Raw genomic sequence first — 16,825 nt, forward strand, 5'->3', positions numbered from 1 at the left:
TTTACCTTTGGGCACGTTATGGCCGCTTTTTTTATAAATATCATTATCGTGGCTGACAATTCATATAATTTTTGAATATAGAAAGACGTCACGGTGATGTAAAGGGTAAGCCCATGGTGTCATACAGTTAACGGCACTTTTCTGCCATAATGGCCGCCTTCGTTATTCTCTCCCTGGAGTGACCCATGGATTTTACCGCCGGACTGATGCCGCTTGAGACGGCACTCACCCAGATGCTCGATCGTATTTCTCCGCTTACAGAGCAGGAAACCTTACCGCTGCTGCGCTGTTTTGGCCGCGTGACCGCCGCCGACATCATCTCTCCCCTGAACGTACCGGGCTTTGATAACTCAGCGATGGATGGCTACGCCGTGCGTCTGGCGGATCTGGCGACAGGTAACGCGCTGCCGGTGGCGGGAAAAGCCTTTGCCGGTCAGCCTTTCCAGGGTGAATGGCCTGCCGGAAGCTGCGTGCGCATTATGACCGGCGCGCCGGTGCCGCCAGGCTGCGATGCGGTGGTGATGCAGGAGGAGACCGAACAGACCGACGATGGCGTGCGCTTTACCGCCAGCGTTAAGCCGGGACAAAATATCCGCCGCAGCGGGGAAGATATTGCCCTCGGCGCGACCGTCTTCCCGGCGGGGACAAAACTGACCGTCGCCGAACTGCCGGTGCTGGCCTCGCTGGGCATTGCAGAGATCGCCGTGGTGCGCCAGGTGCGCGTGGCGCTCTTCTCCACCGGCGATGAGCTTCAGCTGCCGGGCCAGCCGCTGGCCGAGGGACAGATCTACGACACCAACCGGCTGGCGGTGCACCTGATGCTGGAGCAGCTCGGCTGCGAGGTGATCAACCTCGGCATTATTCCTGACGATCCGCAAAAACTGCGCGAAGCCTTTATTGAGGCGGATCGCGTGGCCGACGTGGTCCTGAGCTCCGGCGGCGTCTCGGTGGGCGAAGCGGACTATACCAAAACGATCCTCGATGAACTGGGTGAGATCGGCTTCTGGAAGCTGGCCATCAAGCCCGGCAAGCCTTTTGCCTTCGGCAAACTGCCGGATAGCTGGTTCTGCGGCCTGCCAGGGAACCCGGTCTCTGCGGCGCTCACCTTCTACCAGCTGGTGCAGCCATTGCTGGCGAAGCTCTCCGGCAACCGGGCGCACAGCCTGCCTGCCCGCCAGCGCGTGCGCGCCGCCACCCGGCTGAAAAAATCGCCGGGCCGTCTCGACTTCCAGCGCGGCATTCTGGCGCGTAACGCCGACGGCGAGCTGGAGGTGCGCACCACCGGCCATCAGGGCTCGCATATTTTCAGCTCCTTCAGCCAGGGCAACTGCTTTATCGTGCTTGAGCGCGAACGCGGTAACGTGGAAGCGGGTGAGTGGGTGGAAGTCGAGCCGTTTAACGCCCTGTTTGGAGGCTAACCATGACGGTGGAGCTGAGCGACAACGAGATGCTGCGCTACAATCGCCAGATTGTGCTGCGCGGCTTTGATTTCGACGGCCAGGAAGCGTTAAAAGCCGCGAATGTGCTGGTGGTCGGCCTCGGCGGATTAGGCTGCGCCGCGGCGCAGTATCTGGCGGCGGCCGGTGTCGGGCGCATGACGCTGCTCGATTTCGACACCGTGTCGCTCTCCAACCTGCAACGCCAGACCCTGCACAGCGATGCGACACTGGGCGAGCCGAAAGTGGTCTCGGCCCAGGCATCGCTTTCGCGCATCAACCCCAACGTGCAGTTTACGCTGCTCAACGCCCTGCTTGATGACGCCGCGCTGTCTGACCAGATTGCCCAACACGATCTGGTGCTCGACTGCACCGACAACGTCACCATTCGTAACCAGCTTAACGCCGGCTGTTGCAGCCATAAAACACCCCTGGTCTCCGGGGCAGCGATCCGTATGGAGGGCCAGGTGAGCGTCTTTACGTACGCGGAGGGCGAGCCCTGCTACCGCTGCCTGAGCCGTCTGTTTGGCGAAAACGCCCTGACCTGCGTTGAGGCGGGAGTGATGGCGCCGCTGGTGGGGGTGATCGGTTCGATGCAGGCGATGGAGGCGATTAAGGTGCTGACCCGTTACGGCACGCCCGCGGCGGGAAAAATCGTGATGTACGATGCGATGACCTGCCAGTTCCGCGAGATGAAGCTGATGCGCAATCCGGGGTGTGAGGTGTGCGGGGGGTAAAAACATGCCGGGTGGCGCTACGCTTGCCCGGCCTACAAAAACCTCGAACCGTAGGCCTGGCAAGCGTTAGCGCCCCCCGGCAATATGGTCAGATCGACGTCCGTCCAAAGGCGTTCTGCCAGTCCTGCTCGAATTTCGCAATCGCTGCGTCCACCGCCGGAGAGGTAATCAATTGCTGGGCCACGTCCAGCGGCAGGGTGATGGATTCACAGCCCGCCAGCAGGCAATCCAGCGCCTGACGCGGGGTTTTAAAGCTCGCGGCCAGCACTTTGGCGTGCGGCGCGTGGAGCGTCAGCAGCTGTTGCAGCTCCGCCACCGTCTGAATGCCATCCCCGCCCTGCGCATCCACGCGGTTGACATAGGGCGCGACATACTCCGCCCCCGCCAGCGCCGCCATCAGCCCCTGCGCCGCGCTGTAGACCGCCGTACCGAGCGTCGGCACACCCTGCGCTTTCAGCATCTTAATGGCCGCCAGCCCTTCTGCGGTGACCGGCACTTTGACCACCAGATCCGCGACGATACCGCGCAGCTTCAGCGCATCTTCCACCATCCCTTCCGCGGTGGTTGCCATCACTTGGGCAAACAGACGACCCTGGCCGCCCATCGCCTCCTGCAGCTGCGGTAGCAAGACTTCCAGCGGCGTTTTGCCCGCGGCAACAATGCTTGGGTTGGTGGTGACGCCTGCCAGCGGAAAGACGCGGGCCAGTTTTTTAACAGTAATGACGTCGGATGTGTCGAGATACAGTTCCATGATGGGGTCCTCAAAAATGACTATGCCGTAACCCTAGCACGGCAAAACCTGCCTCAGAGTTGATTTGCGTCAAGATAACTTTCATTCGAAAGTAATTTAATCTTCATACGCAACAAGAGGCGACATTATGATCTTCAACATTCAGCGTTATTCGACACACGACGGCCCCGGTATTCGTACCGTGGTCTTTATGAAAGGCTGCTCCCTGGGCTGCCGCTGGTGTCAGAACCCAGAAAGCCGCGAACGCTCGCGGGATCTGCTGTTCGACGCTCGCCTGTGCCTGGAGGGATGTGACCTCTGCCAGCAGGCGGTGCCTGCGGTCATCCACCGCACGCTGAATGGCCTGGTGATCCACCGCGAAAAACTCGACGATACCCACCTGGATGCCCTCACCCACTGCTGCCCGACCCAGGCCCTGACCGTCTGCGGTGAAGAGAAGCAGGTGGAAGAGATCATGAGCACCGTCCTGCGGGATAAGCCGTTCTACGATCGCAGCGGCGGCGGCGTCACCCTCTCCGGAGGCGAACCCTTTATGAACCCGACGCTGGCCCGCGCCCTCTTCCAGGCCAGCCACGACGCGGGCATTCATACCGCCGTGGAAACCTGTCTGCATGTGCCGTGGCACTATATCGAACCATCTTTACCGTACATCGATCTGTTTCTCGCCGACCTGAAACATGTCGACGGCGCGGTCTTTAAGCAGTGGACCGACGGCTCGGCGAAACGGGTGCTGGATAACCTCAGACGCCTCGCTGCCGCCGGGAAAACGCTCACCATTCGCGTGCCGCTGATCCAGGGCTTTAACGCCGATGAAGCGTCGATTACCGCCATTACCAATTTTGCCGCGGATGAACTGAACGTCCGTGACATCCATTTTTTACCGTATCACACGCTGGGCATGAACAAATACACCCTGCTCGGCCAACCCTACTCCGCCCCTGATAAACCGCTCGATAATCCTGCATTACTGGACTTTGCCCGGCAGTACGCCGCCCAGAAAGGGTTAACCGCGACCTTACGAGGATAATGTTATGACACAGCTGAATCTTACTACCCTGAGCGATCGCATTAAGGCGCATAAAACTGCCCTGGTCCATATTGTTAAGCCGCCGGTCTGTACCGAACGTGCGCAGCACTATACCGAAATGTACCAGCAGCATATGGATAAGCCGATCCCGGTCCGCCGCGCGCTGGCCCTGGCGCATCACCTGGCGCAGCGCACTATCTGGATCAAACATGACGAACTGATTATTGGTAACCAGGCAAGCGAAGTGCGCGCCGCGCCGATCTTCCCGGAATACACCGTCTCGTGGATTGAAAAAGAGATCGACGATCTCGCCGACCGTCCGGGCGCGGGCTTTGCGGTAAGCGAAGAGAACAAACGCGTTCTGCATGAACTCTGCCCGTGGTGGCGTGGCCAGACGGTGCAGGATCGCTGCTACGGTATGTTCACCGATGAGCAAAAAGGCCTGCTGGAAACCGGGATTATTAAAGCCGAAGGCAACATGACCTCCGGCGACGCCCACCTGGCGGTGAACTTCCCGCTGCTGCTGGAAAAGGGGCTCGACGGCCTGCGCCACAAGGTGGCCGAGCGCCGCTCCCGCATCAACCTGACGGTGCTGGAAGATCTGCACGGTGAACAGTTCCTGAAAGCGATCGATATCGTGCTGGAAGCGGTAAGTATGCATATCGAACGCTTTGCCGACCTGGCGCGTGAGATGGCCGCCAGCGAAACCCGCGAAAGCCGCCGCGACGAGCTGCTGGCCATGGCGGAAAACTGCGATGTGATCGCCCACGAACCGCCAAAAACCTTCTGGCAGGCGCTGCAGCTGTGCTACTTCATCCAGCTGATCCTGCAGATTGAGTCCAACGGCCACTCCGTCTCCTTTGCCCGTATGGACCAGTATCTCTACCCGTACTACCGCCGCGACGTGGAGCTGAACCAGTCTCTGGATCGTGAACACGCCATCGAACTGCTGCACAGCTGCTGGCTGAAGCTGCTGGAGGTGAACAAGATCCGCTCCGGCTCGCACTCCAAAGCCTCTGCCGGTAGCCCGCTGTACCAGAACGTCACCATCGGCGGTCAGAAACTGGTGAACGGTGTGGCGATGGATGCGGTGAACCCGCTCTCTTACGCCATTCTGGAATCCTGCGGTCGTCTGCGCTCCACCCAGCCGAACCTGAGCGTGCGTTACCACGCGGGCATGAGCAACGACTTCCTCGACGCCTGTGTGCAGGTGATCCGCTGTGGCTTCGGGATGCCAGCCTTCAACAACGATGAGATTGTGATCCCGGAATTTATCAAGCTCGGGGTAGAGAAAGAGGACGCCTACGACTATGCGGCCATCGGCTGTATCGAAACCGCCGTGGGTGGCAAGTGGGGCTACCGCTGCACCGGCATGAGCTTCATTAACTTCGCCCGCGTGATGCTGGCGGCGATGGAAGGCGGCCGCGACGCCACCAGCGGTAAGGTATTCCTGCCGCAGGAGAAAGCGCTCTCGGCGGGCAACTTCAACAACTTCGACGAAGTGATGGCCGCCTGGGATAGCCAGATCCGCTATTACACCCGCAAGTCCATCGAAATCGAGTACGTGGTGGACACCATGCTGGAAGAGAACGTCCACGACATTCTCTGCTCGGCGCTGGTGGATGACTGCATTGAGCGCGCGAAGAGCATCAAGCAGGGCGGCGCGAAGTACGACTGGGTATCCGGCCTGCAGGTGGGCATCGCCAACCTCGGCAACAGCCTGGCAGCAGTGAAGAAGCTGGTCTTTGAACAGGGAGCGATTGGTCAGCAGCAGCTGGCGGCGGCCCTTGCGGATGATTACGAGGGGCTGACCCACGAGCAGCTGCGCCAGCGCCTGATCAACGGCGCGCCGAAGTACGGTAACGACGATGACAGCGTGGATCTGCTCCTGACCCGTGCCTACCAGACCTACATCGAAGAGCTGAAGCAGTACCATAACCCGCGCTACGGTCGCGGCCCAATTGGCGGCAACTATTACGCCGGCACCTCGTCCATCTCCGCCAACGTACCGTTTGGCGCGGCAACCATGGCGACCCCGGACGGGCGTAAAGCGCATACTCCGCTGGCGGAAGGGGCCAGCCCGGCCTCCGGTACGGACCACCTGGGCCCAACCGCGGTTATCGGCTCCGTGGGCAAACTGCCTACCGAGGCGATTCTGGGCGGCGTGCTGCTGAACCAGAAGCTCAACCCGGCGACGCTGGATAACGACAGCGACCGCCAGAAGCTGATGGTGCTGCTGCGTACCTTCTTCGAGGTACATAAAGGCTGGCATATCCAGTACAACATCGTGTCGCGCGAAACGCTGCTGGAAGCGAAGAAACACCCGGATCAGTATCGTGATCTGGTGGTGCGCGTGGCGGGTTACTCGGCATTCTTCACGGCCCTGTCGCCGGATGCGCAGGACGATATTATTGCGCGTACTGAGCATACGCTGTAACCCCATTGCCCGGTGGCGCTACGCTTACCGGGCCTACAATTCCCCCCGTAGGCCGGGTAAGCGTCAGCGCCACCCGGCTTTTCACTTTCATTCGAAATTAAATTTGTGGTTTTGGTCACATTGTTATTAGAATGTTGCTGGTCGCAGTTATATCCAGGAGCGCAATGTATGACCGTTAAAGTTATCGTCACCGACATGGACGGAACTTTTCTTGATGACGCCAAGCAGTACGATCGTGACCGCTTTCAGGCGCAGTTCCAGCAACTTCAGGCCCGGAATATCGAGTTCGTTGTCGCCAGCGGCAACCAGTATTACCAGCTCATCTCCTTCTTCCCGGAGCTGAAATCGCAGATCTCCTTCGTGGCGGAGAACGGCGCGCTGGTGTTCGATCACGGCGAGCAGATTTTCCACGGCGAACTGACCAAACATGAGTCGCAGATTGTCATTGGCGAACTGCTGAAAGACAGCGCCCTGAACTTTGTCGCCTGCGGTCTGGAGAGTGCTTACGTCAGCGACAAGGCACCCGACGCCTTCGTCGACCTGATGTCAAAACATTATCACCGCTTACAGCGCATCAGCGACTATCGCGACATCGACGACGTGCTGTTCAAGTTCTCGTTGAACCTGCCGGACAGCGATATCCCGAACCTGATTGATGCCCTGCATGTCTCCCTTGACGGCATCATGAAGCCGGTGACCAGCGGGTTTGGCTTTGTCGATCTGATCATTCCCGGCCTGCATAAAGCCAACGGCATCAGCCGCCTGCTGAAACGCTGGAACATCTCCCCGCAGGCGTGCGTGGCCATTGGCGACAGCGGTAATGACGCCGAAATGCTGAAATTTGCCCGCTACTCCTTCGCCATGGGTAACGCGGGCGAAAATATCAAAGCCATCACCCGCTATCAGACCGACGACAACAACCACCAGGGCGCGCTGAACGTGATTCAGGCCGTCCTCGATAACACCCCGCCTTTCAGCAACTGATTTTCTCGCCGGAGCCTCCTCCGGCGAACCTTTCTCTTTCTCTCCGGGTTGTGCACTTCATCAAGTTATTTAACTTGCATTAACTTATTTTTAACCTAAAGTATCACTTGTAATTACTTTTACTTTCGAATGAAAGATAGCGAGGCTGTTATGACCTTAACGTTTACCAGTGAAACTTTGCCCGCTGACCATAAAGCGGCCATTCGCCAGATGAAACGCGAGCTGCGGGCGCAGATTGGCGACGTGCAGGGCGTGTTTGATCGCCTGAGCGATAAAATTGCCAGCCGCGTGGCAGAAATTAATGCCCTGAAAAGCAAAGGCGATCCTGTCTGGCCGGTGATCCCCTTTGCGGACGTGCAGAGCGGTAACATCAGCCCGGCGCAGCGCGAGGCGGTGAAACGCCGGGGTTGTGCGGTGATTAAAGGTCATTTCCCGCGTGAGCAGGCCCTAGCGTGGGATAACGCGATGCTCGACTATCTGGATCTCAACCGTTTTGATGATGTTTATAAAGGTCCGGGGGATAACTTCTTTGGCACCCTCACCGCCTCCCGCCCGGAGATCTACCCGATCTACTGGTCGCACGCCCAGATGGAAGCCCGTCAGAGCGAAGAGATGGCCCAGGTGCAGTCGTTCCTGAACCGTTTATGGACTTTTGAGAGCAACGGCAAGCAGTGGTTCAACCCGGACGTGAGCGTGATCTACCCGGACCGCATTCGTCGTCGTCCGCCGGGAACCACCTCAAAGGGTCTTGGGGCGCACACTGACTCCGGCGCGCTGGAGCGCTGGTTGCTTCCGGCTTACCAGCAGGTCTTCGCCCGGGTGTTTGATGGCAATATCGAGCAGTACGATCCGTGGGATGCCGCCCACCGCACCGAAGTGGAAGAGTACACCGTGGACAACACCACCAAATGCTCGGTGTTCCGCACCTTCCAGGGCTGGACGGCGCTCTCAGACATGATCCCGGATCAGGGGCTGCTGCACGTGGTGCCGATCCCGGAAGCGATGGCGTACATTCTGCTGCGTCCGCTGCTGGATGATGTGCCGGAAGATGAACTCTGCGGCGTGGCGCCAGGTCGCGTGCTGCCGATCTCCGAGAAGTGGCATCCGCTGTTAATGGAAGCGTTGACCAGCATTCCGGCTCTGGAAGCAGGTGACTCCGTGTGGTGGCACTGCGATGTGATCCACTCGGTGGCCCCGGTCGAGAACCAGCAGGGCTGGGGCAACGTGATGTACATTCCGGCGGCGCCGATGTGCGAGAAAAACCTCGCCTATGCGAAGAAGGTGAAAGCGGCGCTGGAAACCGGGGCTTCCCCGGGCGATTTCCCGCGTGAAGATTATGAAGCGACATGGCAGTCACGCTTCACCGTTGATGATCTGAACATTCACGGCAAGCGCGCACTCGGCATGGCCTGACCCCTTTACAGCGGCGCGTCCAGTATGGGCGTCGCCGCCCCGCTTAATCTCCCCCCGGTAATTTTGTGACCGCGCTCCGGTTACGTTAAAAATCATTTTTCTTAACGCAAACAACAGGTCATGATGTATCACCGGATAACGGTTACAAAGTGTGTGCCGCTTTTATCCCGCTTTTTGCACGAAACTGCCTGATTTCCGCCCGCCGCCGGTTCTCCCTTCTTTTAAGTTGTCATACCGATTTTCCGATAGCTATATGACAGGTGAAATCGCGCCATAATTGGTATACCAATTATATAAACGCATTGATATCGTATTTAAAAACAAGAAGTTATAAAAAATGCGGGGGAAAGTATGCAGACAGGGGGAAAGCAGACCCTCCCCGGACGGGAAGGGTCAGAAACGGATGATTAGCCGTCGATACCTTTGCTGCGCAGGTAGTCTTCGTAGTTACCGCTGAAGTCCACCACGCGCTCCGGCGTAATCTCAATCACGCGGGTCGCCAGCGAGCTGACGAACTCACGGTCATGGGAGACGAAGATCAGGGTGCCCTGATACATCTCCAGCGCCATGTTCAGCGATTCAATCGATTCCATATCCAGGTGGTTGGTCGGTTCGTCCATCACCAGAATGTTCGGTTTCTGCATCATCAGCTTGCCGAACAGCATACGGCCCTTCTCTCCCCCCGAGAGTACCTTCGCCGGTTTTTTGATGTCGTCCTGGCTGAAGAGCAGACGGCCCAGGAAGCTGCGCACCACCTGCTCGTCGTCGCCTTCTGATTTCCACTGGCTCATCCATTCGAATACGGTCAGGTCGTTTTCAAACTCATACTCGTGATCCTGCGCGTAATAGCCGATAGAGGCGTTTTCGGACCACTTCACGGTGCCGCTATCCGGCTGCAGTTCACCTACCAGGGTTTTCAGCATGGTGGATTTACCCACGCCGTTGGCACCGATAATCGCGATCTTCTCCCCCACTTCCAGCAGCAGGTTGAAGTTTTTAAACAGCGGTCCCTCTTCAAAGCCCTTGGTGAGAGCTTCCACTTCCAGTGCGTTACGGAACAGTTTCTTATCCTGCTCGAAGCGGATGAACGGGTTCTGACGGCTGGAGGCTTTAACCTCTTCCAGCTTGATCTTGTCAATCTGACGGGCGCGGGAGGTGGCCTGACGGGATTTAGAGGCGTTGGCGCTAAAGCGGCTGACGAAGGATTGCAGGTCGGCAATCTGCGCCTTTTTCTTGGCGTTGTCGGCCAGCAGACGCTCACGCGCCTGGGTCGCGGCGGTCATGTACTCGTCGTAGTTGCCCGGATAAACGCGCAGCTCGCCGTAGTCGAGATCGGCCATGTGGGTGCAGACCATGTTCAGGAAGTGACGGTCGTGCGAGATGATGATCATGGTGCTGTTACGCTCGTTCAGCGTCTGCTCCAGCCAGCGAATGGTGTCGATGTCCAGGTTGTTCGTCGGTTCGTCGAGCAGCAGGATATCTGGGTTGGAGAAGAGCGCCTGCGCCAGCAGAACACGCAACTTCCAGCCTGGCGCGACTTCACTCATCGGGCCGTAATGCTGTTCAACCGGAATACCGACGCCGAGCAGCAGCTCACCGGCGCGGGCTTCGGCGGAGTAGCCGTCCATTTCGCCGTACTGGGTTTCGAGATCGGCCACTTTATAGCCATCTTCTTCGCTCATTTCGGCAAGGCCGTAGATGCGATCGCGCTCCTGCTTCACTTCCCACAGCTCAACGTGACCCATGATCACCGTATCAAGCACGGTGAACGCTTCAAAGGCGAACTGATCCTGACGCAGCTTACCGATGCGCTCGTTCGGATCGAGAGAAACGTTGCCCAGGGTCGGCTCTAAATCGCCGCCGAGGATCTTCATGAAGGTGGATTTTCCGCTACCGTTGGCACCAATCAGGCCGTAACGGTTGCCGCCGCCAAACTTGACGGAAATGTTTTCAAACAGCGGCTTACTGCCAAACTGCATAGTGACGTTGCTGGTAACTAACACGGGAGATTCCTGCGAGAAGTGTGATAAACCCGGCATTATGCCACAATTCCGAAATGAGATCCCGCTTAACAACGTAGCGCTACACTTTAACAGAATTGAAAAAAGTGTGATTTAGTACACATCCGAATTCCATGCGGGTGGGAATGCACATATAATGCGCTCCCTAAACCGTTCTGACTTTTAAACAACCTGCCAACGTGGCACAGATACCTCGCACAACATGAATATGAAATTAACTTCGCTTTTTGCGGCGGCGTTTGCCGTAGTAGGGTTTTGCAAGACCGCTTCTGCTGTCACCTATCCACTGCCAACCGACGGTAGCCGTCTGGTGGGTCAGAACCAGGTTGTGACCATTGAAGAAGGCAACAGCCAGCCGCTGGAATATTTCGCAGCAGAATATCAGTTGGGCCTCTCCAACATGATGGAAGCTAACCCGGGCGTCGATCCGTACCTGCCGAAAGGCGGCACCGTGCTGAACATTCCTCAGCAGCTGATCCTGCCGGATACCGTACATGAAGGTATCATCATCAACAGCGCCGAAATGCGTCTGTACTACTACCCGAAAGGCACCAACACCGTAATCGTGCTGCCAATCGGTATCGGCCAGTTGGGTAAAGATACCCCGATGAACTGGACCACCAAAGTTGAGCGTAAGAAAGCGGGCCCAACCTGGACCCCAACCGCGAAGATGCACGCGGAATACATCGCCGCGGGCGAGCCGCTGCCAGCCGTTGTGCCTGCGGGCCCGGATAACCCGATGGGTCTGTACGCGCTCTACATTGGCCGTCTGTATGCGATTCACGGCACCAATGCCAACTTCGGTATCGGCCTGCGCGTGAGCCACGGTTGTGTGCGTCTGCGTAACGACGACATCAAATTCCTGTTCGAAAACGTACCGGTGGGTACTCGCGTGCAGTTCATCAACGAGCCGGTAAAAGCGACCACCGAGCCGGATGGCAGCCGTTACCTCGAAGTGCATAACCCGCTCTCTACCAGCGAAGAGCAGATCGACAATAACGTGACTGTGCCAATTACCCTGACCAGCAATGTGCAGGCGGTGACCGGCCAGCAGGATGTGGATGCGACCATCGTTGAGCAAGCGATCAATAACCGTTCCGGTATGCCGGTTCGTCTGAACTGATGGTAGTAGGAACAATTCTGTTGTAACGGTGGAATTGTTCCGTTCACTAAAGCATTTCTGCATTATGTTCATCCCGCTGCGGTGAACGTGTTAAGGGGGCTATCGCCGCCCCCTTAACAATCCCGGCTCCCGGCAAAGAAAATCGCCGCTTCGCGGTTCCCTCAGCTTATTCCTTCCGGCTTTCGGGTCGGGCGTGATCCTACATCCATGTAGGTCACGCCCTCTCGGCGCATCCATGCGCCTCGCCCCGGCCTACAGGAAACGCTTCGGCGATTTTCAGCCGGACTCCCGCCCCCTCCACCATTCCAGCTGTTTGAAAGAAGATTTAAAAAGATTTTTTATAAGTCTTGCATGTGGCACGGGGGTTGAGTTCCCGCTGAAATCGGCGAGCCGGAGACCGGATGACAAGGGCTGGACGCCAGGGATGGCGGCCAGAGGCGAATCGAGACAGGATGTCGAGTTGAGCCGACCGCAGGCAGCAGGTCGGGAGGTGAGCGCAGTGCGAAGCACCGATTTCTTGCGGGGCCGCGGGGATTGAAAAGGGGGCCGCGGTGGCCCCCTTTTCCCGTTCACGTGTGCTGGCAATTTATAATCTACGGGTCTCAAAGTGAACGGAACACACTACCGAACTCACCCAGATGCCCCTCCCCTGCTACCAGCAATCATCCCCTCGGCGCATCCCCGAACACAGCATAATCCGGCAGCTGCACCTCCTGATACGGCTCCCATCCCCCACCAAGCGCTTTATAAAGCGCCACCAGATCCAGCGCGCTCTGCACCCGGGCCTGATCCCGCTGCTGCTGCGCCTGGGCTAGCTGGCGCTGGGCATCCAGCACGTCGATAAAGGTAGCGATCCCCTGGCGATAGCTACTGCTCGCCAGATCGAAGGCGTTTTGCAGCGCATCAATGGTTTTGCTTAATCCCGCCTCCCGCTTCTGGTCGGTGCGGTAGCTGACCAGCGCATTTTCCACATCCCCCAGCGCGGTAAGCACCGTCTGACGATAGTCCAGCACGGCGGCGCCCTGCTGCGCGCGGGCGACCTTCACGCTGGAGACCAGCCGTCCGCCCTGGAAGATGGGAATAGAGACCTGCGGCCCGACGCTGTAGAAGTGGCTGCTCCAGTCGGTGAGCCAGTTAGCCTCGCTGTTACGCAGCCCAAACTGGCCGCTGAGGGAGACGCTGGGGAACAGCTGCGCCACCGACACGCCGATCTGCGCGGTGGCCGCATGCAGATTCGCCTCGGCCTCACGCACGTCCGGGCGGCGTCGCGCCAGGGTGGACGGGATCCCGGTGGGGACAATTTCCGGCAGCGCGGGCAGCGGTTTGCTGGCCTGCAACTCGCCGTCCAGGGCTCCCGGCGGTTTGCCCAGCAGGATCGCCAGGCCGTTCATCGCCTGCCGCGCCTGGGCTTCATATTGCGGAAGCTGCGCCTCCAGATTGCCGAGCTGGGCGCGGGCGTTCTCCACGTCCATCTGCGGCGACAGCCCACCGCGCTGGCGGCTGCTGGTCAGATCCAGAGTCTGCTGCGCGCTCTCGATCTGGGTATTGAGGGTCGCGATGCTGCTCTGGGCACCGCGCAGCTGGAGCCAGGCGCGGGCAACTTCCGCCTCCAGCGACACCAGCGCATCGTTACGCTGCTCGATAGCCGCCTGCTGCTGAGCGTTGGCGGCTTCCACCTGACGGCGCACCTTGCCCCACAGATCCAGCTCCCACTGGGCGTCAAAGCTGCCCTGATAGAGGTTAATCGGCTGGGTCAGCGGTCCCAGCGCCCCGCGCAGTTCAGGATCCACATCATCAAGCTGGTCGTATACGCCGTGGGATTTCAGCTCCCCCTCCAGCCCCAGCTGCTGCCGGGTGGCCTGCAGGTTGCCGTTCACCGCCGGGAAGAAGGCACCGCCCGCCTGGTTGATCTGTTCCCTCGCCCCGGCGATGCGCAACACGGTTTGCTGTAGCGACAGGTTGCCAGCAATGGCGCGCTCAATCAGGCTGTCCAGCTGCGGATCGCCAAAGGATTTCCACCAGCGAGGATTGATGGCGGTCGACGCGGTTTGCGATTTCACGCCACCGTCGCCCGGATCGTTCCAGTGCGTCGGGGTTTGCGGCGCGGGCTGCTGGTAGTCGGGCCCCACGGCACAGCCTGCCAGCAACAGCATTAACATCAGGGGGCTTAAACGTCGAATCATCAGTGTGCTCCTGCACTCCCCTCGCTCTTAACCGGCGAGAGCAACAAACAAAACGGAATCAGTAAAAGGGCCACTACGCTCAGAATGGTGAAGACATCCACGTAGGCCAGGAAACGCGACTGTTCGATCATCGCCTGGTACATGCGCCCGGTGGCGATGCCGGTGGGGTCGCCCACCTGGGTGGTAAAGTTCTGGATCGCCTGGGCCATCTCGCGGATCGTCTGCTGGAACGGCTCGTCAAACGCCGAGGTATGCGTGGCGAGATGGGCGCTGTGGGCCTGGGAGCGCTCGGTGATGGCCGCCGTCGAGAGCGAAATGCCCACCGACCCCGCCACGTTGCGGAACATGGTAAAGAGCGCCGCAGCGTCGGCGTTCAGCCGCCGGGGGATCGAGATAAAGGCGATGGTGGTCAGGGGCACAAACAGGAACCCCAGCCCAATCGACTGGGCGCTGCGGAACAGCACCAGGGTCTCGAAGTCGATATCCGGCGTCAGCGTCCGCGACCAGAAGAAGGCCGTCGCCAGGCAGGCAAAGCCGAAGGCGATGATCCAGCGCGTCTGCACAATCGGCATCAGCTTCAGCACCAGCGGGATGGTCAGCACAATGAGGATCGCGCCGGGCGAGAGCACCAGCCCTGACCAGGTGGCGGTATAGCCCAGGTCCTGCTGCGCCAGCTGCGGGATCACCACCGAGCTGCCGTAGAGGATCATCGCCATACCGGCCATCAGCAGGCTGGAGACGGCGAAGTTTTTATCCTTCATGCAGTGCAGATCCACCACCGGCTTTTTGGCATACAGCAGCCAGTAGATAGCGCCGATAATGCCAATCAGCGTCAGCACCGCGAAGGTGCGCGTAAAGTTCGAGTTAAACCAGTCTTCGTCTTCCCCGCGGTCGAGCATCACCTGCAGGCAGCCGAGGCCAAGGGCAATCAGCCCGATGCCCGTCCAGTCGACGGAAAGTTTCTCCTTCGATTTGCTCTCCCACGGCGGATCTTCCAGCAACTGATAGATCGCCAGCACGGTCACTATCCCCACCGGAATGTTGATAAAGAACACCCAGCGCCAGGAGTAGTTATCGGTGATCCAGCCGCCGAGCGTGGGTCCCAGCACCGGGGCGACAATAATGGCGATGGACGACAGGCCAAAGGCTTTGCCGCGATCTTCCGGCTTAAAGTAGTCGAGCAGTACCGACTGCTGGGTCGGCTGCAGCCCGCCGCCGAAGAAGCCCTGCAGAATACGGAACAGGATGATCTGCCACAGCTCGGTGGCGATCCCGCACAGGAAGGAGCAGATGGTGAACATCACAATGCAGATTAGGAAGAACTGCTTGCGGCCAAAAAGCCGGCTCAGAAACGCCGAGATGGGCAGCACGATGCCGTTCGCCACCAGATAGCTGGTGAGCACCCAGGTGGATTCGTCATAGCTGGCGGAGAGCGAGCCCGCCACGTGGGGCAGCGCCACGTTGACGATGGTGGTATCGAGGATCTCCATAAACACCGCGAGGGTGACGACGATCGCCACCGCCCACGGGTTGCTGGCGGGCCGCCAGTTTTCATGGCTGTGGTCGGTCATTCCACGGTTACCTTCGGCTCAACCGACAGACCCAGCGGCAGCGGCTTATTGGGATCCAGCCCTTTATCAATGACAATTTTCACCGGTACGCGCTGGACGATCTTCACGAAGTTACCGGTGGCGTTTTCCGACGGGAAGGCGGCAAAGCGCGAACCGCTGCCCTGCTGGATAGAGTCGACATGCCCTTCCAGCTCCATATCTGGCCAGGCGTCCACGCTCAACGTGACCTTATTACCGGGGCGCATCCGCTCCAGCTGGGACTCTTTAAAGTTGGCGACCACCCAGATATCGCTCGAGACCAGGGAGAAGAGCGCGGTGCCCGCCTGCACCAGGGTACCGGTCTGGACGTTGCGCTTCGTGATGTAGCCATCAAAGGGAGCACGAACTTCGGTGTAAGAGAGGTTCAACTCGGCGGTCTTCAGCTGGGCGCGCGCCTGCTCCACCTGGCGCTCCCGGGCTTCGACGTTGGTCTCCTGCTGACGAATTTGCAGCTGCACCTGGGAAGCCACCTCAAGCTGCGCTTTGGCGCTGGCAAGCTGGGCCTGGGCGCTGCGCAGTTGGGCGTTGGCCGCGTCGATGCTCTGTTGCGTGGTGGCGCGGGGATCGACGCCGCGCTGACGGCGATACTCCGCCTGGGCATTGGCGAGATCGGCCTGGGCTTTGATCACCTGGGCGTTAGCTTCGTCGCGCTGGGCGGGGTATTGCACTTTCGAGAGCGCCAGTTGCGCCTGCGCCTGATGCAATTGGGCCTCGGCCAGACCGAGCTGGGCTTTAGCCTGATCGCGCTGGGCGAGGGTATCCCGGGGATCGATCGTCACCAGCAGATCGCCTTTTTTCACCCGCTGGTTATCCCGCACCCGCAGATCGGTGACGTAGCCAGCGGTTTTCGGGGCAATTGTGACAGCGTCACCTTCGGTGAAGGCATCGTCGGTGGTCTCCTGGTTGCGGGTCATAAACCACCATACCAGCGCCACGATGACCATGACGATCACCACAATACCCAGAATAATCAGCGGCTTTTTGCCGGGGCGTTTACGTTCAGTCTCTTTATTTTCTTTATTATCGGTATCTTCAGAGGTGTGGTTTTCTTCTGCCATAGAACAGCGTCCGTCCTGTTAGTGAGCGGCATCACAATTTATACC

12 protein-coding genes are annotated in these 16,825 nt (G+C 59.0%); 7 read left to right on the forward strand and 5 right to left on the reverse strand.

All coding sequences use genetic code 11. The annotated features are described in order from the left end of the window. Positions 1 to 185 precede the first annotated feature (185 nt). A complete protein-coding gene (moeA, locus tag DVA43_RS10770; RefSeq protein WP_114315542.1) occupies positions 186 to 1,418 on the forward strand; it encodes a molybdopterin molybdotransferase MoeA in 1,233 nt (410 codons plus the stop codon). Between the two features lie 2 nt (positions 1,419 to 1,420). Next, the gene (moeB, locus tag DVA43_RS10775; protein ID WP_114315543.1) at positions 1,421 to 2,173 is read left to right on the forward strand and encodes a molybdopterin-synthase adenylyltransferase MoeB; all 753 of its coding nucleotides are present in this window, start codon (positions 1,421 to 1,423) and stop codon (positions 2,171 to 2,173) included. 88 nt (positions 2,174 to 2,261) lie between these two features. Here moeB and fsa read toward each other — a convergent pair whose 3' ends face one another. Further along, positions 2,262 to 2,924, reverse strand: a complete 663-nt coding sequence (gene fsa, locus DVA43_RS10780; RefSeq protein ID WP_114315544.1) for a fructose-6-phosphate aldolase — start codon at positions 2,922 to 2,924, stop codon at positions 2,262 to 2,264. 127 nt (positions 2,925 to 3,051) lie between these two features. Between fsa and DVA43_RS10785 the strand changes: the two genes are divergently transcribed. The 4 genes from DVA43_RS10785 to DVA43_RS10800 all read left to right on the forward strand — a co-directional run bounded on the left by DVA43_RS10785 (position 3,052) and on the right by DVA43_RS10800 (position 8,785). Further along, a complete protein-coding gene (locus tag DVA43_RS10785) occupies positions 3,052 to 3,951 on the forward strand; it encodes a glycyl-radical enzyme activating protein (RefSeq protein ID WP_114315545.1) in 900 nt (299 codons plus the stop codon). 4 nt (positions 3,952 to 3,955) lie between these two features. Then, positions 3,956 to 6,388, forward strand: coding sequence for a formate C-acetyltransferase/glycerol dehydratase family glycyl radical enzyme (locus tag DVA43_RS10790; RefSeq protein WP_114315546.1), 2,433 nt, complete (start codon positions 3,956 to 3,958; stop codon positions 6,386 to 6,388). Positions 6,389 to 6,556: 168 nt separating this feature from the next. Continuing rightward, positions 6,557 to 7,372 (forward strand): Cof-type HAD-IIB family hydrolase, encoded by an 816-nt coding sequence (locus DVA43_RS10795; RefSeq protein WP_114315547.1) that lies wholly within the window; start codon positions 6,557 to 6,559, stop codon positions 7,370 to 7,372. Positions 7,373 to 7,522: 150 nt separating this feature from the next. Then, on the forward strand, positions 7,523 to 8,785 hold the full coding sequence (locus DVA43_RS10800) for a DUF1479 domain-containing protein (protein WP_114315548.1): 1,263 nt from the start codon (positions 7,523 to 7,525) through the stop codon (positions 8,783 to 8,785). Positions 8,786 to 9,192: 407 nt separating this feature from the next. Here DVA43_RS10800 and DVA43_RS10805 read toward each other — a convergent pair whose 3' ends face one another. Continuing rightward, positions 9,193 to 10,788, reverse strand: coding sequence for an ABC-F family ATPase (locus tag DVA43_RS10805; RefSeq protein ID WP_103823489.1), 1,596 nt, complete (start codon positions 10,786 to 10,788; stop codon positions 9,193 to 9,195). Positions 10,789 to 11,008: 220 nt separating this feature from the next. Here DVA43_RS10805 and ldtB point away from each other — a divergent pair, with 220 nt between their 5' ends. Continuing rightward, positions 11,009 to 11,929, forward strand: a complete 921-nt coding sequence (gene ldtB / locus DVA43_RS10810) for a L,D-transpeptidase (protein ID WP_103823490.1) — start codon at positions 11,009 to 11,011, stop codon at positions 11,927 to 11,929. 662 nt (positions 11,930 to 12,591) lie between these two features. Here the strand turns inward: ldtB and DVA43_RS10820 are convergent. From DVA43_RS10820 to DVA43_RS10830, 3 genes are read right to left on the reverse strand one after another with little or no spacing between them, the layout of a single operon-like run. Further along, a complete protein-coding gene (locus DVA43_RS10820) occupies positions 12,592 to 14,115 on the reverse strand; it encodes an efflux transporter outer membrane subunit (protein ID WP_210406708.1) in 1,524 nt (507 codons plus the stop codon). Then, positions 14,112 to 15,683 carry a DHA2 family efflux MFS transporter permease subunit gene (locus tag DVA43_RS10825; protein ID WP_114315551.1) on the reverse strand — a complete coding sequence of 524 codons (1,572 nt, stop codon included), beginning with the start codon at positions 15,681 to 15,683 and terminating at the stop codon, positions 14,112 to 14,114. Before DVA43_RS10825 ends, DVA43_RS10820 begins: the two co-directional genes overlap by 4 nt. Further along, positions 15,680 to 16,780 (reverse strand): HlyD family secretion protein, encoded by a 1,101-nt coding sequence (locus DVA43_RS10830; protein ID WP_114315552.1) that lies wholly within the window; start codon positions 16,778 to 16,780, stop codon positions 15,680 to 15,682. The genes DVA43_RS10825 and DVA43_RS10830 overlap by 4 nt, the downstream gene beginning before the upstream one ends. Positions 16,781 to 16,825 lie beyond the last annotated feature (45 nt).

Origin of the sequence: Leclercia sp. W6 (assembly GCF_003336345.1) — a bacterium.
GTDB lineage: Bacteria > Pseudomonadota > Gammaproteobacteria > Enterobacterales > Enterobacteriaceae > Enterobacter.